Origin of the sequence: Marinobacter sp. AN1, assembly GCF_026013985.1 — a bacterium.
Taxonomy (GTDB): Bacteria; Pseudomonadota; Gammaproteobacteria; order Pseudomonadales; family Oleiphilaceae; genus Marinobacter; species Marinobacter segnicrescens.
Genome location: NZ_CP110342.1, coordinates 896,446 through 918,803 on the forward strand (window position 1 = coordinate 896,446; position 22,358 = coordinate 918,803).

General features: G+C 57.8%; 18 protein-coding genes, 1 tRNA gene and 1 riboswitch. Of the genes, 14 read left to right on the top strand and 5 right to left on the bottom strand.

Features of this window, described 5'->3' with window-relative positions; all coding sequences use genetic code 11:
• Positions 1-198 precede the first annotated feature (198 nt).
• Positions 199-1,023 (top strand): THxN family PEP-CTERM protein, encoded by an 825-nt coding sequence (locus LJ360_RS04040; protein ID WP_264995339.1) that lies wholly within the window; start codon positions 199-201, stop codon positions 1,021-1,023.
• 102 nt (positions 1,024-1,125) lie between these two features.
• Here the strand turns inward: LJ360_RS04040 and LJ360_RS04045 are convergent, their stop codons facing one another.
• The 5 genes from LJ360_RS04045 to yhbY form a co-directional block, all read right to left on the bottom strand.
• A complete protein-coding gene (locus LJ360_RS04045; RefSeq protein WP_264995340.1) occupies positions 1,126-1,965 on the bottom strand; it encodes a PEP-CTERM/exosortase system-associated acyltransferase in 840 nt (279 codons plus the stop codon).
• Between the two features lie 108 nt (positions 1,966-2,073).
• Positions 2,074-3,705 (bottom strand): FAD-binding oxidoreductase, encoded by a 1,632-nt coding sequence (locus tag LJ360_RS04050; RefSeq protein ID WP_264995341.1) that lies wholly within the window; start codon positions 3,703-3,705, stop codon positions 2,074-2,076.
• Positions 3,706-4,191: 486 nt separating this feature from the next.
• Positions 4,192-4,902 (bottom strand): PEP-CTERM sorting domain-containing protein, encoded by a 711-nt coding sequence (locus tag LJ360_RS04055; RefSeq protein ID WP_264995342.1) that lies wholly within the window; start codon positions 4,900-4,902, stop codon positions 4,192-4,194.
• Positions 4,903-4,932: 30 nt separating this feature from the next.
• Positions 4,933-5,007, bottom strand: a riboswitch (cyclic di-GMP riboswitch).
• Between the two features lie 302 nt (positions 5,008-5,309).
• Positions 5,310-7,931, bottom strand: a complete 2,622-nt coding sequence (locus LJ360_RS04060; RefSeq protein WP_264995343.1) for a tetratricopeptide repeat protein — start codon at positions 7,929-7,931, stop codon at positions 5,310-5,312.
• Positions 7,932-8,131: 200 nt separating this feature from the next.
• A complete protein-coding gene (gene yhbY / locus LJ360_RS04065) occupies positions 8,132-8,434 on the bottom strand; it encodes a ribosome assembly RNA-binding protein YhbY (RefSeq protein WP_264995344.1) in 303 nt (100 codons plus the stop codon).
• 148 nt (positions 8,435-8,582) lie between these two features.
• On the opposite strand from yhbY, the gene rlmE reads away from it, so the two are divergent.
• From rlmE to rpsO, 13 genes are all read left to right on the top strand, one after another.
• Positions 8,583-9,203, top strand: a complete 621-nt coding sequence (gene rlmE, locus LJ360_RS04070) for a 23S rRNA (uridine(2552)-2'-O)-methyltransferase RlmE (RefSeq protein WP_264995345.1) — start codon at positions 8,583-8,585, stop codon at positions 9,201-9,203.
• A 100-nt stretch (positions 9,204-9,303) separates the two neighbouring features.
• Positions 9,304-11,241 (top strand): ATP-dependent zinc metalloprotease FtsH, encoded by a 1,938-nt coding sequence (gene ftsH / locus LJ360_RS04075; protein ID WP_264995346.1) that lies wholly within the window; start codon positions 9,304-9,306, stop codon positions 11,239-11,241.
• Between the two features lie 122 nt (positions 11,242-11,363).
• Positions 11,364-12,197: a dihydropteroate synthase gene (folP, locus tag LJ360_RS04080; RefSeq protein WP_264995347.1), complete on the top strand. Its 834-nt coding sequence runs from the start codon at positions 11,364-11,366 to the stop codon at positions 12,195-12,197.
• A gap of 264 nt (positions 12,198-12,461) precedes the next feature.
• Positions 12,462-13,823 carry a phosphoglucosamine mutase gene (gene glmM, locus LJ360_RS04085; protein ID WP_264995348.1) on the top strand — a complete coding sequence of 454 codons (1,362 nt, stop codon included), beginning with the start codon at positions 12,462-12,464 and terminating at the stop codon, positions 13,821-13,823.
• A 301-nt stretch (positions 13,824-14,124) separates the two neighbouring features.
• Positions 14,125-14,880, top strand: coding sequence for a triose-phosphate isomerase (gene tpiA / locus LJ360_RS04090; protein ID WP_264995990.1), 756 nt, complete (start codon positions 14,125-14,127; stop codon positions 14,878-14,880).
• 66 nt (positions 14,881-14,946) lie between these two features.
• A complete protein-coding gene (secG, locus tag LJ360_RS04095) occupies positions 14,947-15,327 on the top strand; it encodes a preprotein translocase subunit SecG (protein ID WP_091854270.1) in 381 nt (126 codons plus the stop codon).
• 6 nt (positions 15,328-15,333) lie between these two features.
• Positions 15,334-15,418 (top strand) — tRNA-Leu (locus LJ360_RS04100).
• A gap of 400 nt (positions 15,419-15,818) precedes the next feature.
• The gene (gene rimP / locus LJ360_RS04105) at positions 15,819-16,280 is read left to right on the top strand and encodes a ribosome maturation factor RimP (RefSeq protein WP_091854272.1); all 462 of its coding nucleotides are present in this window, start codon (positions 15,819-15,821) and stop codon (positions 16,278-16,280) included.
• Positions 16,281-16,326: 46 nt separating this feature from the next.
• Positions 16,327-17,820, top strand: a complete 1,494-nt coding sequence (nusA, locus tag LJ360_RS04110) for a transcription termination factor NusA (protein ID WP_264995349.1) — start codon at positions 16,327-16,329, stop codon at positions 17,818-17,820.
• A 17-nt stretch (positions 17,821-17,837) separates the two neighbouring features.
• Complete coding sequence (gene infB / locus LJ360_RS04115) at positions 17,838-20,420, top strand: translation initiation factor IF-2 (RefSeq protein WP_264995350.1); 2,583 nt, start codon at positions 17,838-17,840, stop codon at positions 20,418-20,420.
• Positions 20,420-20,830: a 30S ribosome-binding factor RbfA gene (gene rbfA / locus LJ360_RS04120; protein ID WP_264995351.1), complete on the top strand. Its 411-nt coding sequence runs from the start codon at positions 20,420-20,422 to the stop codon at positions 20,828-20,830. Before infB ends, rbfA begins: the two co-directional genes overlap by 1 nt.
• Positions 20,831-20,832: 2 nt before the next feature.
• A complete protein-coding gene (truB, locus tag LJ360_RS04125; RefSeq protein WP_264995352.1) occupies positions 20,833-21,759 on the top strand; it encodes a tRNA pseudouridine(55) synthase TruB in 927 nt (308 codons plus the stop codon).
• A gap of 86 nt (positions 21,760-21,845) precedes the next feature.
• Complete coding sequence (rpsO, locus tag LJ360_RS04130; RefSeq protein WP_264995353.1) at positions 21,846-22,115, top strand: 30S ribosomal protein S15; 270 nt, start codon at positions 21,846-21,848, stop codon at positions 22,113-22,115.
• The last annotated feature ends 243 nt before the right edge of the window (positions 22,116-22,358 follow it).

The window sequence follows — 22,358 nt, forward strand, 5'->3', positions numbered from 1 at the left end:
TATTTAGCGATAGAATTTCTGTTGCCTGGCGTCGAATAAGTTTACAGCTGTATCAAAATTTCGTTTCCCCCTGCTATTTAATGCCTTGAAAATAAAAGGTTTCATGTATGTGGTACTCGTTATGCTAGTCAGAGTAAACGTTGGCTTGCTTGCTTGGAAGTCTAGCTGCCAGCGCTCACAGTCATGGAGGAATAACCTATGAACATGGTATTTAAAAAAACACTTCTGTCTTCTCTTGTCGTGCCTTTTGCATTAGGTGCTTCTTCTGCCAGTGCGGTGATGATCGAGAACTGGGGCTATGATGTCACCAGTGAGTTCTCTGACTGGCAAGCCAGCTCCGGTAACTCCGCCGACATCACAAGTTCTGATGATGACCATAAACTATCGTGGGGCATTATTAGTCCAGCGCATCCTGAACAGTCCTCTGTCTCGATCACTGATGTAAGTGCGGACAGTGGCCTTGTGACTAATGGAGGCTACGTGACGGGGGGGAAATTCACCCATACCAACAACGTCATAGGGGCTAATGATCCCTACCTGACCTCTTTCCTTTTGACTTCTACCCTGACGTTGGACCCATTTGATCCAGACTTCGACGCTCTGGAGCCAACATCTCGCACCTTTGATAGCTTTTTCACAGAAACGGATAATGATGGGAGTTGTGTTGTAGGGACTTCCAATTGTGATGATATCTTCACCATTGATAACGTTGGGGACTTGGGCTTGGTCCAGACTGCCAATGGTTTGGAGTTTGCCTCACCGTCTTTCTTTATTGGTGAGTATCTCTATACGGTGTTCCTTGAATTGGACGGTTTGGGCTACCTTGGGGATGATGCCTGTTCTGAAGCAGGTGCGGGCGGGGGCTGCATTGGCCTTATAACTGAAGAGAATAAGGCAAACGAATTCGAAACCCGGTTCCGTATTACTGCAAAGCAAGTACCTGAGCCAGGAACTCTGGCCCTTCTGGGTATGGGGCTTGCAGGGCTTGGTTTAGCGCGCAGAAAGAAAGCAGTAAAAGCATAAAATTTACCTAGCGGTAAATTGGTAACATCCTGAAAAGCCCCCGTTGAGAAGTCGGGGGCTTTTTAGTCTCAGCGTTCCGCATTCAGGGCAGTTCAGAAGAGGTCACGCGACCTCCTGCTCACGTACTTTGTAGTCGTTATCCAGCTTCGGTGGCAGGTGCCGCCCATCATCAGTAATCAGTGACCAAACATCCGGACGGCGTTTCTTGATGCCGTTAATTAACGTCGCGGCCTCAGTGAAGGCAGGACGACGGCGGCCGTGATACTCCAATACAGGACCGACGTGATCGAACTCTACGCCAAATCGTTTTAACAGCCGAAGCTGCGCTGGCTCCATGACCGCCATCCAGTGGGTTATACCGTGCTGAATCGACATCTGAAGAATGGCGGAAAACAGGCCGAGACTGATATAGGGCATGGCTCGCTTCCCTTTTTCAGCATCACTGTAACAGGCCAGGGCGCTGATACCGCTGGCGGATTTGTCTTCATTGAGGCGCCGACGGAATTCCCTGCTGACGGCCATTCTGGAAATCTCTGCAACCCTGTTTCGAGGTGTTTGCATGATGGCTCGCAGTGCCGTTCGATCCATGTGTGGGAGGCATGGGCCTTCCATTGGGAAATCAATATCGTCGGGCGTATCGCCTGCCATCACCAGCCGAACGGCGGCAACGCTTTCACCCGTGACCCTGTGCCGTATCAGTGCGTGGGCGGAGCGGTGATCATATTCATCGTGCTCCCTCTTATCGGCAAAGCAATTGGGATCTTCGAACGGCCGGTCGATACAATAAACCTGATAGCGTACTGCAAATACTTCGTCGATGGTTTCTGGAGAATTTGCCAGGTGTACGGCAAATACCGAGTTGAAAATATTGCTGATGTCTTCCGGCACCTGAGCGTTTTTGGTGTTATTTGTTTGATGCGGAAAAGCAAACCCTGTGTGCATTGTTAGGTCCTCGCTCTTTTCCGTCCCTGGAGCTGTATTATCTATGATGTTGGGGGTAAAGCGCCCTCAAGGTCTGAAGGGGGTGCTTCGTTATATCGAGGCTACAGCTCATAAAGCCTCGTAGTTCTTTGGCCCGGGCACGTATCGCCCGGGCGCCAGAATATTGTTCGGGTCGATCGCAGATTTCAGCTGGCTGGCGAGCTTGCCGGATCTGGAGCCAGTGGGATAGGCAAGCTCCATGGCGTCAATGTTCAGGCGGTAAGGTAGAAACCCCTCCTTCTGGCCGGCTTCATACAATGCCCGGTAACACTCCTGAGCTCGTGCGGTGGAGTTGGCGTCGCTACGATCAAAGAGCAGTGGCACGGTAGAATCAAAACAGCGTTCGTTAATCGTCGTTAGTGTGATCAGTGGATTCACGCCATACTGGGGGCAGATCCGTTCAATCATGTTGACATACCGGCGCGCATCGCTACCGCGGATGGGAACCAGGGGTGCAAACCATATCAGCCCGCAACCATCCCTCGCAGGATTTTTCGGCTGTCCGTTAGCTGGCAATGCCCCTGAGCGCCAGTAGGCTAATGCAAGGGCAACATCATTAGGGCGCCCGTGCATTATTTCCAATGCGCCGGAAAGCGTGTCCGCCATGCTTGTAATTTTCGTGGACCATCGCTGCGGGATCAACTTCGCCAGCTTTCTTGCTGCGTTAACTCTCCGTTTGTCGATAAACACCAATCGGTCGGTAACCGGGCCAAGTAGTCGTTTCAGTGTGCGTTTGGCGGCCTTTGCTACCTCCCGGGGGGCATATATTGCACCAACGCCACTCCATGCCGGCACGCCGTGGGTTTCTGCAAGCAGTTGAGCCTCGTGGTCAGGCAAAATTCCATCGACTGCTTTGTCTTCGGGGAAAGGCACCATCATGGAGAGCATTCGCCTGCTATTTAGCAGGTTTATCGCTACGACTGATCCACCCAGCGCTCGTAACACGGACCTGACCGTGGGCACCAGGGCTTCGAGTCGGGCGTCGTCTTTTGTCGAGAAGAAAAAGGCAGTTACAGTCTCGGGGGCCGGGGCAAGGGCGATGGTCATATTGACGACCACTCCGAAATTGCCCTGGCTGAAAAGGCCGTCCAGATAGGGGCCGACACCCCATTTAAACAGGCGATCAACCTCTTCCCCGCCTTGTTCAGTGAGAGACGTCTGGTAAAGACTTCCATCGGGTAAGACGGCGGTGATTCTGGTCACTGCTGAAAAGTGGTCAGTAATGGGCGTGATGCCGTAGCCCCGTTCCAGCGCATTACCGAGTAGACTGCAAGTGGGGCCTGCGCCGGTTACGGGAACAAGGTAGTCGCCTTCATTCTCATCCAGGAATTCGCGAAGTGCTGCCTGTGTCACTCCGGGCTGAATAGTGATGACACCCATTTCCGGGTCAAAGTCGGAAATATGGTCAAGCCCGCTCAGGTTGAGGATGACGCAGCCATCCTCAACCGGGTTGGCGCTACCGTAACCCCAGTTATTTCCAGTGCTTACGGGGTACACCGGCACTTGCCACCGCTGCGCGATCTGTAAGATCTTCGCGACTTGCTCCTGGTTCGTTGGGTGGAGTACGGCTGGAATCGAGCGCTTGGTTCCAATAGTTGAAGCGCCGAAGCCGGTCGTGTCAGTGGCACTGACGCCCGACGCCCCCAGAACGGCGGTCCATTCGTCAATTGCGGACTGAATAGGGATGTTAATCACTGGCATTCTCAAGGTTCATTAACGTTAAGTTAACGTCTGCTAACTGTGCGGTAAGTTATTGCGATGGGATTATAAGTGAGGTAGGGACTGTAACACTATGGATCGGTATTACGGCTTGGATAATCGATTTCAAGCGTGAAATTCACGTTATAACAGATGGTTGAACTCGATTTGGGTAAGCGGTAGGCAATACCTATGCATTAAAAAGACTTAACCTATGTTAAGTCTGGGACGGTAATTTATTGGTTATCAAAGGGTTTTCGGGTGTTTTATGGAATCGTAAAGAACTGAAAATAATGGTTATTTTTTGTTCTGACGACTGGGCGCATGCGGAGAGGGTGTGTTTCAGGGGCAGATAATTTGAATTACTGTTTATATATACGACACGTTTAAATAGACGTCATGTAATTTCAAGGGATAAGAAAGGGCTTTAGGGTAAGTCAGAGACCAGGCCTCAGGGCCTGGTCTCTGAATGCAGATGCTAAATGACTATTATGATTGGCGGCGGCGGGCTGCTCCCAGGCCAACCAGACCGAGACCGAGCAGGGCCAGGGTGCCAGGCTCGGGAACCGTGATTTCGAACGATTGACCCATGAAAGTGCCCGCGTTTGGCTCGGCAAATGTGTGCCAGTCAAGGATCTCTACGTCGGGAGTATTGAATGCATCACTGATGAAGATGCCCTGGCCGGCTATGCCGCCGTTTGCACCTTCACCTCCACCAAACTCGCTCAGGTCCCAGAGGTTTGAGTAGAGATCAAACCGCATTTCATCGCCGAACGTGAATCCATTGTTGAGGGTGAAGTCGATGCCATCCCAGCAGCAGCTGTTGAGGGTGTTCCAGTCTGCAAATCCAAAGGTGCTGATATTGCCGGACGTCAGGATATCGGTGCCGTTGGTTTCGAACTGGAAACTTGACGCTTCATTAATGCTGTTGTTGAAGACTGTAACTGTTCCATTGAACACAAACGCTGCGGACGTGTCTGCCGTCCAGCGGATGTGCCAGTCTTTGGCACTGCTGTTCCAGATGTAGTAGCCGGCCGCGCCTCCATTAAGCTCGCTATCGATTGCGGCGTCGCTGGAATTCGCATCGTAGGCTGCAGTGAAGCTCCCCGTTGTTTGTCCGTTGTACTCAGGTGTCGCTAATGCCGCGGCAGAGCCGAGCGACAATACGATGCCCGCTGTTACTAGCTGAAGGTTGTTCATCGAATACTCCTTGATACTGCATTTGGCGTTCCATGCAACCCGGCGGTCTCTGAGAGATCCGTGGCTTTCCGTCCCATCCTCGCGAATGGTTTGGCCAGCGTGACCGAGATTCTTGGCTCGGCGCTGGTCGGTGGGATGCAAATGCGGTTCCAACTCCACAAACAATATTAAAAACAGTAGGATAAAGATTTTCGTGGGTGGGGATGTAAAGAAATTCGACACCAAAAATGCGAGTTGTATCGCTTTCTAGCCAATATAACAAAATTTAACAAATTGAGGTGTCAAGAAAGCTGACGTGCATAACCGCGGTGGATGTCAGTGAGAGGGCCGGAGGATGGTGGCTCTCATCCTCCGGTGGGATTCCGGCGATATTGGCGTCGTTTGGGTGGGCAGTTAGCCCCTGCTGGCTAGAGTGCCTGCCGAGCCTCGTTCAGATGGTTTTCGATTTCCTGGTTATCAGGGTCAAGGGCCAGGGCTTTTCCGAGTTGCTCCACTGCCTGTTCATGCTGTCCATCCAGGTGGAGAAGCCAGCCGTAGGTGTCCTGTACTGCGGCACTCTCGGGAGCCAGTTGGGCAGCCTGCGAGGCGAGGCCCAAGGCGCGTGGACGATCATTTTCCCGTAGCAGCCAGGCCAGATTGTTCATGGCTCGGACATTATTCGGCTGTAGCTCCAAAACCTGCTCGTATCTGGGTAGCGCCTGTGCGTCGAGGCCCTTGCTCATCAGGTGATCCGCTCTGGCAAGGTGGGCAGCCGGGCTGGCAGGTTGGCGTTCAACCCACTGCTCGGTTAGTGAGTCCACTTTGTCAGGGGCCTCGCTGCGGCTTAGCTGTATCAGGTCCGCAAGGATGGCTGGGTTTTCGCTGTCCTGGTAATAATTCTCCAGAGTGGCCATGGCTTCGTCTGGACGTTCGGCAAGCATGAGGAGCTGTGCCCGGGAACGCACGGTGGCAGGTTGCTCACCGAACGTTGCTTCTACCTCATTCAGTGTGCTCAGAGCTGAATCGGTATTGCCTTCCATTGCTGCGTAACGAGCCGGCAGCAGAGCCAAATTGACGTTGCCCGGCTGCAGGGTTGCGACTTCTCCTGCCTTGGCTCGGGCGGTTTCCCAGTCTTCTGCTTGCGCCGCTTGCTCAGCCTCGGTCACCAGGAGCTGGCTGGTCAGCGCAATGACAGTATCTTCTCTGTTGTTCTGGGGAAGCTTTTCAAGCAAAAGGCGTGCGTCTTTGGTGCGGCCCTGCTGGATTCTTGCCTGGGCCGAAAGGATGGTGGAGTTGAAGCGGATTTCTGGGTGTTGTGTGCCTAACTCCTGGAGCCAGCTGATAGTCTCCTCTGTCGTATGGGCTGAGGCGTATAGCTGGGTTGCCTGGCTGAGCGGCCTCATCGAATCCGGGCTCAGCCTGGCAGCGTTGATCAGGGATTCAAGCGCTTTTTCAGTCTCCCCGTTTTGTTGATAGGCCGATGCAAGCGCCTGATGAGTCAGAGCTGACTCTGGATTGTTGTTTGCGAGAACTTCGAGCCGATTCAAGGCAGTCTCGGTGTCTCCCAGGCGGAGCTCTGTAAGGCTGGCGAGCAGTAGCGCTGGTGGTTCATCGGCGAAGCCGTTGAGTAAGGACTCTTTAACTTCCTCGACTTCCTTCTCCCTGCCGGTATACATCAGCAAGGCCAGGTAGCTCTGAGTCACGGTCCAGTCTGTGGGTGTTTCAGTGAAGGCAACGCGCATCTGGGCCAGGGCCTGCTCCTGCTGCTCTTCCGACATGTAATGGCGTGCCAGCGCCAACCTTAGGCGCGACCGGGACCGGTCCAGTTCCAATGCTTTGCTCAGGCTGGCGACACCGGCTTCTTTATAGTCTTCCAGGGACAGGGCCAGAATGCCGTGCATCGCCAGTAGCTCAACGTCCTTAGGACGTGCCTCGATAGCGCGGGATAGCGTTCGAAGGGCTTCCTCGCGCTTACCGCTGTCAACTTGGGCAATGGTCGCTGCCCGAAGAAAGGGGGTGGGTGTGGTCTCTGCGTCAATGTTACCGGCGAGCAGTTTTTCCGCTTCTTCCCTCTCGCCCTCCTGTAGGCGAAGTGTGCCCAACATAAGGGCGACCTGTTCATTGTCGGGGTTTTGGCGTATTAATTCTTCGAGGGTCGTGCGCGCTGTATCCATGTCGCCACGCAGAATAGCCTCAAGGGCAGACTCAGCACGCTCGCGGGTATCCGAGCTGGTGTTTTCCGCCAGGATCTTGTTGTAAACCTGGGCCTCGGTGATGCGGCCCTGCTCGGTCAGGCTTCGGGAGAGCAGGGTAAGGATGCTGCGGCGCACCGGTAGGAAGATGTCCGAGGTGGGAACGGCCGCAGTGGCATCGGTCAGCACCTGGGTGCTTTCGTCGATATTGCCCATGCGGTAATGGGCCAGGCCGGTCAGGTAGAGCACTTCGGCGTTGTCGCCGTTCTGTTCGGTCCACTGGGTCAGGGTATTCACAGCGGCATTGGCCTCACCGCTTGTCAGCAGAGCCTTGGCCAGGGCCACGGTGATTTCGGCATCGGCGGGATGGGCTTCCTGGAGGCTGCGTAACTGGCTGACGGCCTGCTCGGTATTGCCTGCCAGGCGCTGGCTCTCGGCCCTCAGGAAATCGTACTCCCGTTGCGCTGAGTCGGTCTGGGGCTGGAAGTCGTCCAGGACTTCGCGGGCAGACAAGTGCTTGCCTTGCAGAATATAGCCCCGGGCCAGGGGCAGGGACACCTGGTCAACGTGGTCCTCCTGCCAGGGTTCCAGCAGGTCGGTGGCCTGTTCCCCGGCGCCAATGCTGTTATAGATGCCTGCAAGGACCAGCACGTGGTCCACGTTGCCCGGATCCTTCTGGACGGCATTGCGGACTTCCAGCATGGCGGAGCGGTACTGGCCCTGGTCGGCGTAGGTTTCGGCGCGGGTAATGTGGCCGGCGGCTTCCGAGTTGGTGTCATCGGAGCTACTGCAGCCTGCAGATAAAAGGAAAAGGGAGGACGTAGCAGCAGCTGCCAGGAACCGGAGTGCGGTGTTCATGGTTTCGATCCTTCGAACAGGTCTGTTTGGTTTTTAATCGTATCCTAGCGTCAATGTTACTTTTTGGATAGGCGGTTTTTGCCGGGGCGGGGGATTTTCGGTGGCGTCGCTAGATGACGGTTTTCTGGTTTTGTCCGTGTGAGTCCGTGCCGTCCGTGGCGAAAAAATCGGTTCCAGGCAGTGCCAGTGTGAAGAGGCGTTCAGCGCGAGAGGTTGCTCAATTTGGGGTTGGGCTGCTTGGCGCGGCGCATCACGATGGCAATCTTGCCAATGGTCTGGACCAGTTCGGCACCGGACTGGCGGCACAGCTCGTCGATCACTTCGGCGCGGGCCTCCCGGTCATTGCTGGCCACTTTCACCTTGATCAGTTCGTGGTCGTCCAGGGCCCGGTCCAGCTCCTGCATCAGGCCCTCGGACAGGCCCTTGTCGCCAATAATAATGATGGGCTTCAGGTTGTGGGCGATAGCGCGGTATTCGCGACGCTGGGCAGACGAAAGGCTCATGATGAAATCTCTTGATCAAGGCTATTAAAAGATAGTAGAGGGCGCTCGGGAGAAATTAAGGCCCCGAGGCCGTATAATCGCGGCATGATAACAGAGAAGCTTGTCCGTTGGATGGGCGATTGCACTTACAGCACGACCGGGAGGTACATTGGCGCGCTCGAAATCCAGTGATCGCTGGTTGAAGGAACATTTTGACGATGTCTGGGTCAAGAAGTCCAGGCAGGACGGCTATCGCTCGCGGGCCAGTTACAAGCTGATAGATCTGGACTCGAAGGACAGGCTGTTCCGCCCCGGCCAGACCGTTGTGGATCTGGGTGCAGCCCCTGGCGGCTGGACGCAGGTGGCAGTGGAGAAAGTGGGTGACAAGGGGGTTGTGGTCGCCAGCGACATCCTGCCCATGGATCCTATCGCCGGTGTGGACTTCGTGCAGGGGGATTTTACCGAGCAGTCGGTGTTCGATGAGCTCATGGCAGTGCTGGGTGATCGACCGGTAGATGTTGTGATTTCCGATATGGCCCCCAACATGAGTGGTAACCCGGCGGCAGATATCCCTCGGGCCATGGCGCTGGTAGAGCTGGCGCTGGATATGGCCACGCAGGTGTTGCGCCCCGGGGGCGTGTTTGTCGCCAAGGTGTTTCAGGGGGAAGGTTTTGATTCGCTGCTGGCGGAGATGAAGCGTTCATTCTCGTCAGTGGTCAGCCGCAAGCCGGATTCGTCCCGCGCCCGGTCCCGTGAGGTGTACCAGGTGTGCAAGGGTTTTCGCGGATGACCGGTTTCTGGTGGTAGCACGTACAATTGGTGTAAGGTAACCGATAACAGGCCGCTGTGGCTCAGGCCCCGGCTGCCCTGCAATTCACAGGTGATGATCCTTGAACGATATGGCTAAAAATCTGGTTTTGTGGCTGATAATCGCAGCCGTACTGCTGATGGTGTTCCAGAATTTCTCTCCGACGACCACCGCTCAGCAGGTCAACTATACCGAATTCGTCCAGATGGTGGAGCAGGGCCAGGTGCGCCAGGTGACCATCGATGGACTTCACATTCAGGGGCAGCGTAGCGACGGCTCCCGGTTCGATACGGTACGGCCGCCGATTCCGGATAATCGCCTGATGGACGACCTGTTCAGCAACAATGTCGAGATCATCGGCAAGGAGCCAGAGCGCCAGAGCCTGTGGACCCAGTTGCTGGTGGCGGCGTTCCCCATCCTGATCATCATCGCGCTGTTTGTGTTCTTCATGCGGCAGATGCAGGGCGGCGGTGGCGGCAAGGGCCCCATGTCGTTCGGCAAGTCCAAGGCCCGCCTGATGAGCGAGGATCAGATCAAGACCACCTTTGGTGATGTCGCAGGTTGTGATGAAGCCAAGGAAGATGTGAAGGAGTTGGTGGACTTCCTGCGGGACCCCAGCAAGTTCCAGCGTCTTGGTGGCCGCATTCCCAAGGGCGTGCTGATGGTTGGCCCTCCGGGTACTGGTAAGACCCTGCTGGCCAAGGCCATCGCGGGTGAGGCCAAGGTGCCGTTCTTCACCATTTCCGGTTCTGACTTCGTGGAAATGTTCGTGGGTGTCGGTGCCTCCCGGGTGCGTGACATGTTCGAGCAGGCCAAGAAGCAGAGCCCCTGTATCATCTTTATCGACGAGATCGACGCCGTTGGTCGCCATCGTGGCGCCGGCATGGGCGGTGGTCACGACGAGCGTGAGCAGACCCTGAACCAGCTGCTGGTCGAGATGGACGGCTTTGAGGGCAACGAGGGCGTTATCGTCATCGCCGCTACCAACCGTCCGGACGTGCTGGACCCGGCTCTCCTGCGTCCCGGCCGTTTCGATCGCCAGGTGGTGGTCAGCCTGCCGGACATCATTGGGCGTGAGCAGATCCTCAAGGTGCACCTGAAGAAGGTGCCCCTGGCAGACGGTATCGACCCGGCGGTGATTGCCCGTGGTACGCCCGGCTTCTCCGGTGCCGACCTGGCCAACCTGGTGAACGAGGCCGCCCTGTTTGCGGCACGCCGTAACCAGCGCCTGGTAACCATGGAAGAGCTGGAGCTGGCCAAGGACAAGATCATGATGGGCGCTGAGCGCAAGTCCATGGTCATGAACGAGAAGGAAAAGCTCAACACGGCCTACCACGAGTCTGGCCACGCCATTGTCGGCCGGCTGATGCCGGAGCATGACCCGGTGTACAAAGTGAGCATTATTCCCCGCGGCCGCGCCCTGGGTGTGACCATGTTCCTGCCGGAAGAGGACAAGTACAGTCACTCCAAGCGTTATCTGATCAGCTCGATCTGCAGCCTGTTTGGTGGCCGTATCGCTGAGGAACTGACCCTGGGCTTTGAGGGTGTAACCACCGGTGCCTCCAACGACATCGAGCGTGCCACCCAGTTGGCCCGTAACATGGTCACCAAGTGGGGTCTGTCCGAGAAGCTCGGCCCGCTGCAATACGATACTGAGAGCGAAGAGCCGTTCCTGGGTCGCAGCGCTGGTCAGAGCCATACGGTCTACTCTCCGGAAACCGCCCAGCGTATTGATGAGGAAGTGCGCAACATCATTGATACCTGCTACGAAAAGGCCAAGCAGATCCTGGTGGAAAACCGGGACAAGCTCGACCTGATGGCAGAGGCGCTGATGAAGTACGAGACCATCGACCGCTTCCAGATCGATGACATCATGGAAGGTCGTAGCCCGCGTCCGCCCAAGGGTTGGGGGGATGGCTCCGGTGGCGGTGTCACCATCGACCAGCCGGAAACCGGCACCCTGTCCGATAATGACGGTCGCGACACGGGTGCAGCCGGGCAGCCGGCCGGCGAGCACTGATCGCCAGTCATTAGGTTCGGAAGCAAAATTACACGCCGCCTGCGAGGGCGGCGTTTTTGTTTCAGTCAGGCCCTTTCTTTCCCGTATTATTTCTTTTCAGATCCAATCAGGCAGGTTGTGTTATGCAGATGGCATTTGCCGGGCGCGAGCTGGACATGGGGCGTTGCCATGTCATGGGCATCGTTAACGTCACGCCGGACTCGTTTTCCGATGGTGGTCGCTACAATTCGGTTGAGCTGGCGGTGCAGCGGGCCCGCGAGATGGTCGCTGACGGCGCCGCGTTCGTGGATGTGGGTGGTGAATCCACCCGTCCGGGTGCGGCACCGGTATCCGAGCAGGAGGAGCTGGACCGGGTGTGTCCCGTTGTCGAGGCGATTGCCCGTGAAGTGGATACGGTTATTTCGGTAGACACCAGCACGCCCTCGGTTATCCGGGAAACCGCACGCCTCGGTGCAGGCCTGGTCAATGATGTGCGGGCCCTGGAGCGGGAAGGCGCCGTCGATGCTGCCGTGGAGGCCGGCTTGCCGGTATGCCTGATGCATATGAAGGGTGCGCCGGGCACCATGCAGCAAAATCCGGAATACCGCCACGTGGTTCGGGATGTTGCGACCTATCTGATGGATCGGGTGAGGGTATGTGAGGCGGCCGGCATCCCGGCAGAGAAAATCCTGCTGGACCCGGGCTTCGGGTTCGGCAAGACCCTCGAGCATAACCTGCAGCTGCTGGCCACGCTGGAGCAGTTGCGAGTGCTGGGCTACCCTCTGTTGGTAGGCATGTCCCGCAAGACCATGCTGGGGCAGATTACCGGGCGTGAGGTAAGCGAGCGCTTGCCTGCCAGTCTGGCAGTCGCCACAATATCGGCCCTCAAAGGTGCCTCGGTGATACGGGTACATGATGTGCGCGAGACCGTGGATGCGGTGAGGGTGGTAGAGGCTATGCAGGCACAGGGTTATTGATTTTTTTGCCATGAATCCAAGGCCCTTCGACAGGCTCCCTTCGACAGGCTCAGGGCGAATGGGAAAAGGATTTAGTGGCAAACAGTCCTTGTCCTTTCTTCGTGTTATTCCGTGCTTTCATTGGCCAAGGATATTTTTTGATCTTCTCGTTCGCCCTGAGCCTGTCGAAGGGAGCCTGTCGAAGGGCGTTTGTATCGGGACGGCTATCGAAGGGCCCAAGATTCCGTGGCAGAACAGTTTTTTGATTAAGGAGCAGACTGACAAATGACGGACAAGAGCGCACCGGTAGCGCGCCGGTATTTTGGTACAGACGGTATTCGCGGCCGGGTGGGCGATGCGCCTATTACCCCGGATTTCATGCTGCGACTGGGCTGGGCCGCCGGCCAGGCGTTCAAGCGGGACGGTCAGCGCAACAGCGTTATCATCGGCAAGGACACCCGCCTGTCCGGGTATATGTTCGAATCTGCCCTGGAGGCCGGGCTGTCTGCTGCCGGTGTCGACGTCAAACTGCTGGGCCCAATGCCAACTCCGGCCATTGCCTACCTGACGCGGACCTTCCGCGCCTGTGCGGGTATTGTCATCAGCGCTTCCCATAACCCCCATTACGACAATGGCATCAAGTTCTTCTCCGGCGATGGCACCAAGCTGGACGATGCCCTGGAAGCCGAGATCGAGCGCTGGCTGGACAAGCCGGTGACCGTCTGTGAGTCAGCCGACCTAGGCAAGGCCTTCCGAGTGGAAGACGCCCCAGGCCGTTACGTCGAATTCTGCAAGAGCACCGTCCCCAACGAATTTGTGCTGGACGGTATGCATATTGTGCTCGATTGCGCCCACGGTGCTACTTACCACGTGGCGCCCAAGGTGTTCCGTGAACTGGGCGCCCGGGTCTCGGTGATTGGTGGCGATCCGGATGGTCTCAACATCAACCTGGGCGTGGGCTCCACCCACCTGGAGGCGTTGAAGGAAGCCGTCCAGCAGCGCAACGCAGATCTCGGTATTGCCTTTGATGGAGATGGCGACCGGGTGCTTATGGTGGACAAGGACGGCTCCGAAGTAGACGGTGACGAGCTGATCTACGTCATCGCCGCCCAGCGCAAAAAAGCCGGCACCCTCAAGGGCGGCGTTGTAGGCACTCTGATGACCAACCTTGGCGTCGAGTTGGCGCTGCAGGATCAAGGCATCCCCTTCGAGCGCGCCAAGGTCGGTGACCGCTATGTCATGGAGCGCCTGCTCCAGCGTGGCTGGCTGCTTGGTGGCGAAGGCTCGGGACACCTGGTGATCCGCGACTGTACAACGACCGGCGACGGCATTGTCTCCGCCCTGCAGGTGCTGCTGGCCTGCTGGCGTGCCGACAAGACCCTTGGCGAATTGCGCCAGGGCATGACCAAGCTGCCCCAGACCATGATCAACGTGCGGGTTGGCGAACGCTTTGATCCGATGTCTCGCCCAGACATTGCCGAGGCAGTACGCAAGGCTGAAGACCACCTTGGCGCCGCGGGCCGGATTCTGCTGCGTGCCTCTGGCACCGAGCCGCTGATTCGGGTGATGGCGGAAGGAGAAGACGCTGCGGTGATCGAGCAGGTTGCCGAAGAGCTTGCTGAGGTGGTTGGTCGTTCAAAGGCTTGAAATTGTCTGCTGGTGACCAGTTAGCCTGCTCCACCCTCACCCCAGCCCCTCTCCCGTCAAGGGAGAGGGGGTTAGCCGGATTCTGTCTTACAGATGTCATCCCGCCGTCAAAGGGGTTAAATCGGAGCTTGTTACATGGGTTCCCTCTCCCCATTGCGGGAGAGGGCCAGGGAGAGGGCCAGGGAGAGGGGAGGCGCCCCTGGGCGCCCACAGCGTTCAGGCTTGTGCACCGTGGTATCGTGCTGTATAGTTCGCGCTCGTTTCTGGACGGCCCCCGGGCATAACCCTGATGACGGATGGCATGCGCAGACAGATTGTTGCAGCAAACTGGAAGATGAACGGCTCCTCGGAGTTGGTTCAGCAACTGGTACCGGCCGTCAGGGAAGCGGTGTCGGCGCTTGATAATGGCCCTGAGGTTGTTATTATGCCCCCCTCGCTTTACCTCGGCGAGGTTAAGGCGCAGCTGGCCGATTCGTCGATCAGCATCGGCGTTCAGAACGTAGCGCAGTGGCAAAGTGGTGCGTACACAGGCGAGATTGCTGCGGCCATGGCCGCTGATGCAGGTTGCCAGTACGTGCTGGTTGGACATTCTGAGCGGCGTGAGCTGTTCGGCGAAACCGACGAGATTGTCGCCGCCAAGGTGTCCCGGATTCTCGCGTGTGGTTTGCAGGCCATGGTTTGTGTCGGCGAAACCCTTGAAGAGCGTGATTCTGGTGATGCGGAAGCTGTCGTTTGTCGGCAGCTGGAAGGTGCCCTTGCAGGGGTGTCTGCCGACGAGGCCGTTAATATTGTTATCGCCTACGAGCCCGTTTGGGCCATCGGGACTGGCAAAACTGCCACGGCAGAAGATGCCCAGGCGATGCACCAGGCCATTCGGGACAAGCTTGTCGGTCTCGGATTGCCAGGAAATGCGATGTCAGTGCTTTACGGCGGCAGTGTAAAACCGGATAATGCGGCCGCACTGTTTATGAAGCCGGATATTGACGGCGGGCTTATCGGCGGAGCATCGCTGAAAGCTGAAGATTTTATCGCGATCTGTCAGGCAGTTAGTTCGTAAGACCAGGCAGGATCACACGGGTTTTGCAGTTCCCCTCGGGGCTGCTTAGCGTTACAGAGAGCAGATATGGACTGGATGGAAACACTGGTTGTCGTCGTGCACGTCGTGATTGCCGTGGCACTGGTGGGTCTGATTCTGATCCAGCAGGGCAAGGGTGCCGACGCCGGCGCTGCGTTTGGTGGTGGTGCCTCCCAGACGGTATTCGGTAGTCAGGGTAGCGGCAGCTTCCTGACCCGTGTAACCAGCATTCTGGCCCTGGTGTTCTTTATTACAAGTTTTTCGCTGGCGATCTTCGCCAAGCAGCGCGCCGAGGTGGCGGGTCAGGCTGGTGTTCCCATGGTGGAGCAGGTTGATAGCAGTACCCCGGCGGATGATGCTGAAGGCGGGGCTCCAAGCCTCAGCGAAGAAGAGGGCGGTGATGGTAATGCCATCCCCGAGCTCGAGTGAGTTTTTGCCGAAGTGGTGGAACTGGTAGACACGCTATCTTGAGGGGGTAGTGGCGTAAGCCGTGCCGGTTCGAGTCCGGCCTTCGGCACCATATACAGAAACGGCTTGGCGTAGCGTTTACCCAAGCCGTTTTTTTTGGTCAGTCCTTGACCATGATCGCCCGGATCCTTATACTCCGGCGATTATTGAAGCGGCCCGGTGCGTGGTTTTTCTGCTCCGGGTTGCGGTGACAGGCCAGGTGTCTGTCGGCGGTCCATCCGGTTATCCGGCGCTGGTTCGCGATTACTTGCAACAAAAGGCCCCACAGGCAGGTAGTTCCGGAGTTGTCATGGTCCGGGCTGTCTGAGCAGTCGGGGCTTTTTGATTAAGGGGCCTGGCGCGTCGGGCCCTGATGCATGAAAAGGGCTGCCAGACAGCCCTTTTTTTGTTTTTGTGGCCTGAAAATCAGCCGCCGGCGGAGCTGGCGGGTTACCACGGGAGTCGCATCGGACTTGTCTGCAAAACTGAACAAACTTGAAGAGATCCTCCGCCCGGTAGTGGAGGGGTTGGGTTACGAGTTCTGGGGGATTGAATTCCGCTCCCAGGGTCGCCACTCGACACTGCGCCTGTTTATTGATGACCAGGAAAATGGCATCAGCATCGAGGACTGTGAAAAAGTCAGTCGCCAGGTCAGTGGTGTGATGGACGTGGAAGACCCGATCCAGAACGAATACACCCTGGAGGTTTCATCCCCGGGGATGGACCGGCCCCTGTTTACCCTGGAGCAGTTCAGTGCCTGGGCGGGCTATCAGGTCAATATCCGTTTGCGGATGGCCTTCGAGGGGCGGCGCAGGTTCCAGGGCATCCTGAAAGGCACCGAAGACGGCGATGTGGTGGTTGTGGTGGATGACCACGAGTACCTGCTGCCGTTTGAAAGTATTGATAAAGCGAACATTGTGCCGGTTTTCGAGTAAGGCCGGGTGACTGCATGTCTGAGAATTGTAAGGGCAGGGTATTTCAATGAGTAAAGAAATCCTGATGGTGGTTGAGGCCGTTTCCAACGAAAAGGGCGTCGAGAAAGACGTTATTTTCGAAGCTATCGAGCTGGCACTGGCAACCGCAGCAAAGAAACGGTTCGAGGATGAGGAAGCGGATATCCGCGTGTCCATCGATCACCGTACCGGCGAGTACGAAACCTTTCGCCGCTGGCTGGTAGTCGACAACGACGCCGTTCCGGCCCTGGGTACCGAGCTGACCCTGCAGGAAGCGGAAGAGATCGACACCAACCTCAAGCCCGGTGATATCCACGAGGAAAAGATCGAATCCGAAAGCTTCGGTCGCATCGGCGCCCAGGCCGCCAAGCAGATCATCTTCCAGAAGGTCCGTGAAGCTGAGCGCATGCGCATCGTCGACAGCTACCGTGACCGGGTGGGCGAGCTGATCTCCGGTACGGTCAAGAAAGTGACAAGGGACAACGTCATCATTGACCTGGGTAACAACGCCGAAGCCCTGCTGCCCCGTGACCAGCTGATTCCGCGGGAGACTTTCCGTATGGGTGACCGTGTCCGGTCGCTGCTCCAGGAGATCCGCACCGACCACCGTGGTCCGCAGCTGATGCTCAGCCGTACCGATCCGCAGATGCTGATCGAGCTGTTCCGCATCGAGGTGCCGGAAATTGCCGAGGAGTTGATCGAGATCCGTGGCGCTGCCCGTGATCCGGGCTCCCGGGCCAAGATTGCGGTCAAGACCAACGACCGCCGCATCGATCCGGTGGGCGCGTGTGTCGGTATGCGGGGTTCCCGTGTGCAGGCCGTTTCCAACGAGTTGGCCGGCGAGCGTGTCGACATCGTGCTGTATGACGATAACCCGGCCCAGCTGGTGATTAACGCCATGGCGCCGGCTGAAGTGGCCTCCATTGTGATGGACGAAGACAGCCACACCATGGAAGTGGCGGTTGCCGAGGATAACCTGGCCCAGGCGATTGGCCGTAACGGCCAGAACGTGCGCCTCGCCAGCGAACTGACCGGCTGGACCCTCAATGTGATGACCGAGGAAGAAGCCGGTGAACGGCAGGAGCAGGAATACAATCGCCTGCTGGCCCACTTCATGGAAAACCTCGATGTCGACGACGAGTTTGCCGGGGTGCTGATCGAGGAAGGCTTTACTTCCATCGAGGAAGTGGCCTACGTCCCCATGGAAGAGATGATGGCTATTGAAGGCTTCGACGAGGACACGGTTACCGAGCTCCGCCGTCGTGCCAAGGATGTATTGCTGAACAAGGCCCTGGCCAGCGAGGAAGCCCTTGAGGGCAACGAGCCGGCCGATGACCTCCTTGGAATGGAAGGCATGGACCGTACCCTGGCGTTCAAGCTGGCCGGTATGGGTGTCCGCACCATGGAGGACCTGGCTGAGCAGTCAATTGATGACCTGCTCGAAATTGAAGGTATGGATGAAGAGCGTGCTGGTCAGTTGATCATGACGGCGCGTGCCCCCTGGTTTGAAGACCAGGCTTAATCGGGAGGAGGACCAGTATGGCAGAAGTAACCGTTAAACAACTGGCCGAAGATGTAGGCGCTCCCGTGGATCGTTTGCTGCGTCAGATCGTGGAAGCCGGCCTCAAGGCCCGTTCCGAGAATGATTCCGTGACCAGCGATGAGAAACAGCAGCTGCTGACCTATTTGCGCAAGAACCACGGCGAGGCCGAGGCAGAGCCGAATAAGATCACCCTCAAGCGCAAGACCACAACCACCCTCAAGACCGGTGGTGGCGCCCGTGGCGGCAAAACCGTCAATGTTGAGGTACGCAAGCGCCGCACCTACGTGAAGCGTGCTGAGTTGCAACCCGAGCCGGAGCCGGAACAACCGTCCGCAGCGCCGGTAGAGGAGCGGCAGGAACCAGCACCCCAGCCCGCCGCCGAGCAGGCGCCGGTTGAAGAGAAAAAGCCGGAGGCTGCAGAGGCACCGGCCACCGAAGGCACTCCTGAAACTGGCCCGATTACGGTAGGTGAGGAAGACGCCGGGGAAGTAACCAACAAGGCGGTCAAGCCCGAGACTACTGTGGCGGAGGAAGAGATTCCGATGCCGCCGCCCGATCCTGAAACCGCCAAGGATAAGGAACGCAAGGCCAAGAAGAAGAAGGAAAAGGCCCGCGAGCGTCCTGACGATACGGAAGAGGGCAAGCCCAAGAAGAAGTCCGCAGGTCATCGCGGACCACGCAGTCGTCCGGTGGAAGAACCCATTGTGTTGTCTGAAGATGAAGAGGACACCACGCTGCGCAAGCCGCTGCGGGCGAAAAAGAAACCCAAAGAGAAAAGGCATGGCTTCGAGAAGCCAACCAAACCAATGGTCAGAGAAGTCGAAATTCCGGAAACGATTACCGTTGGTGATCTCGCTCAGCGCATGGCAGTCAAGGCTGCCGATGTGATCAAGACCCTGATGGGTATGGGTGTGATGGCCACTATCAACCAGGCCCTGGACCAGGAAACGGCGGTACTGGTCACCGAGGAACTGGGCCACAAGGCCAGGACCGTGAGCGAGGACGCCTTTGAGGAAGAGGTGATCAGCGAGATCGCCGGCGATAGCGGCGGCGAGAAGGCCCGCCGGGCTCCGGTGGTGAGTGTTATGGGCCACGTTGACCACGGCAAGACCTCCCTGCTGGATTACATCCGTCGCACCAAGGTGGCTTCCGGTGAGTCCGGTGGTATTACCCAGCATATCGGCGCCTACCACGTGGAAACCGACCACGGCATGGTGTCCTTCCTGGATACCCCGGGCCACGCGGCATTCACCGCCATGCGTGCCCGCGGTGCCCAGTGTACCGATATCGTTATCCTGGTCGTGGCTGCCGATGATGGTGTTATGCCCCAGACCAAGGAAGCGGTAGACCACGCCCGTTCCGCTGGCGTACCCATCGTCGTTGCGATCAACAAGATGGACAAGGAAGAAGCTGACCCGGACCGCATCAAGAACGAGCTGGCCGGCATGGATGTCATCCCGGAAGAATGGGGCGGTGACGTCCAGTTTGTACCGGTATCCGCCCACACCGGTGACGGTATCGATGCGCTGCTGGAAGCGGTTCTTCTGCAGGCAGAAATGCTGGAACTGGAAGCGGTCAAGGACGCACCAGCCAAGGGTGTTGTGGTCGAATCCTCCCTGGAGCGCGGCCGTGGTTCCGTGGCTACCGTACTGGTTCAGAACGGTACCCTGCGCCAGGGCGACATGGTTGTGGCCGGTGCCTGGTTCGGTAAGGTCCGCGCCATGACCGACGAGGCTGGCAAGCAGGTCAAGGAAGCTGGCCCGTCCATCCCGGTCGAGATCCTTGGCCTGAACGGTACACCGGATGCCGGTGATGAGTTCTTTGCCGTCGCCGACGAGCGCAAGGCGAAGGAGCTTGCCGAGTTCCGCCAGGCCCGGGAGCGGGAGCAGCGGCTGCAGCGTCAGCAGGCGGCCAAGCTGGAGAACCTGTTCGAGAACATGGGCAAGGACGAGGTCAAGACCCTCAACGTGGTCCTCAAGACCGACGTGCGTGGTTCCCTGGAAGCCATTACCAAGGCCCTTCAGGACTTGGGTAACGACGAAGTCCAGGTGAAGATCATTTCTTCCGGTGTGGGTGGTATCGCGGAAACGGATATCAGTCTTGCACTGGCGTCCAGCGCCGTTGTGTTCGGCTTCAACGTCCGTGCGGATACCTCCGCCAAGCGCCTGGTCGAGCAGGAAGGTGTGGATCTGCGGTACTACTCCATCATCTATAACCTGATCGATGATGTGAAAGCAGCCCTGACCGGCATGCTGGCCCCGGAATTCCGCGAAGACATCGTGGGCATTGCGGAGGTGCGGGATGTGTTCCGTTCACCGAAGTTCGGCCAGGTGGCCGGCTGTATGGTGACTGAGGGCACCGTGTACCGGAACAAGCCGATCCGTGTTCTGCGTGACAACGTGGTGATCTTTGAAGGCGAGCTGGAATCCCTGCGCCGCTTCAAGGACGACGTTCCGGAAGTTCGCAACGGCATGGAATGTGGTATCGGTGTTAAGGGCTACGACGTGAAGGTGGGTGACCAGATCGAGGTGTTCGATCGGGTCCGTGTTGAACGCAAGCTGGAATCCACAGGTTCATAATGCCCAGAGAGTTCAGTCGTCTCGACCGCATTGGTGACCAGATCCAGAAGGAGCTTTCCCTGCTCATCATGCGGGAGGTCAAGGACCCCCGCGTGGGTATGGTCACCATCAATGCGGTGCGCGTCAGCAAGGACCTCGGCTATGCCGATATCTATGTGTCCCTGCTCAGTACCGAGGAACTGAGTGAGGAGTCCGGCGAAGTCCAGGACTCCCTCAAGGTTCTGCGCAATGCCTCCGGGTTTCTCCGGGGGCAGCTCGGTCGTGCCATGAAGTTGCGGGTGATTCCGCAGCTTCGTTTCCACTTCGACACCCTCCAGGGTCAGAGTCGTCATATTGACAGTCTCATCGACCAGGCTGTGGGCAAGAAGCCGGCAGTCCGCCAGGACGACGACAACGACCAGGAGTCCTGAGTTTGGCTCGCAGACGCAAAGGCCGTGACGTCAACGGCATCTTGGTCATCGACAAGCCCCAGGGCGTGACTTCCAACGGTATCCTCCAGCAGGTCAAGCACCTCTATGGCGCGGCGAAAGCCGGCCATACCGGTGCCCTTGACCCGTTGGCGACCGGTGTGTTGCCCTTGTGTTTTGGCGAGGCCACCAAGTTTTCCCAGCTGATGCTGGACAGCGACAAGGCCTATATCACCACGGCAAAACTCGGTGTTCGCACGGAAACCGCTGACAGTGAAGGCGCCGTGGTCGCCGAGCGGCCCGTGCCGGAAGGTCTGACTGAGGCGGATGTCGAGGCCGTGCTCGCCGACTTTCGCGGTGATATCGAGCAGGTCCCTTCCATGTACTCGGCGCTGAAGCACAAGGGCCGGCCATTGTACGAGTACGCCCGCGAGGGTATCGAGGTGGAACGTCCGGCCCGGCCGGTGACCATCTATGAACTGACCCTTCTGGCGGTTCGCCCGGATGAGCTGGACCTGGCAGTGAAGTGCACCAAGGGCACCTACGTTCGTAACCTGGTGGAAGACATCGGTGAAGCCCTCGGCTGTGGCGCACACGTGTGCGCGCTGCGTCGTACCATGGCTTCCGGCTTTACCCTGGCGGATGCCCGCCAGGTGGCGGACCTGGAGCAGATGCGGGAGCGGGGCGAGTCCCTGGATGGCCTCCTGGTGGCGCCGGATGCGGCGCTCACCATGTTCCCGGAGCTGACCCTTGAGGGGGCAAATTTACAGTCGATATTGAACGGACAACCCGTTAGAATATCGGGTCAATCCTTGACCGGACCGGTACGGCTTTACGGTGCTAACCGTTTCGTCGGCCTCGGTGAAGGACAGCCGGAAGGCGCGGATACAACCGTGGTTGTGCCCCGTCGTCTGGTTTCAAGCAGTCGATAACCAGCCGGTTGTGACTGCCTAGCCGGGCTGCAGAGATGCGCGGTTCGGCCGGATGATTTCAGGCATCGCAAACAATGAGGTGATTTATGGCACTTTCAGCCGAGGAAAAAGCACAGATCGTCAAGGACTACCAGCAAGGCGATGGCGACACAGGTTCCCCTGAAGTTCAGGTAGCCCTGCTGAGCGCCAACATCGACAAGCTGCAGGACCACTTCAAGGCCAACAAGCAGGATCACCATTCCCGCCGCGGCCTGATCCGTATGGTTAACCAGCGTCGTAAGCTGCTGGACTACCTCAAGCGCAAGAACGCTGACCGTTACCTGGATCTCATCCAGCGTCTGGGTCTGCGTCGCTAAGCGGACGACCTGCCGGCTGGCGCCAACCTGGTGCCGGCCTGTGCTCCGGTGGCTGGGCCCGGTTTATACCGGGGCTTGTCATCGGAGTATGCTTTTCCACCCGAACCGGTACCAGAACCGGTTGTTACGCCACTACCGAAGTGCTTCTGCTGTCATGACCGAAAGCGCCGATAGCAGGTTGTTGAAAGGCCCGGGTACTTCCCCCGGGGTTTTGCAACAGCCTGTTCGCTTTCTGGTAGCAGG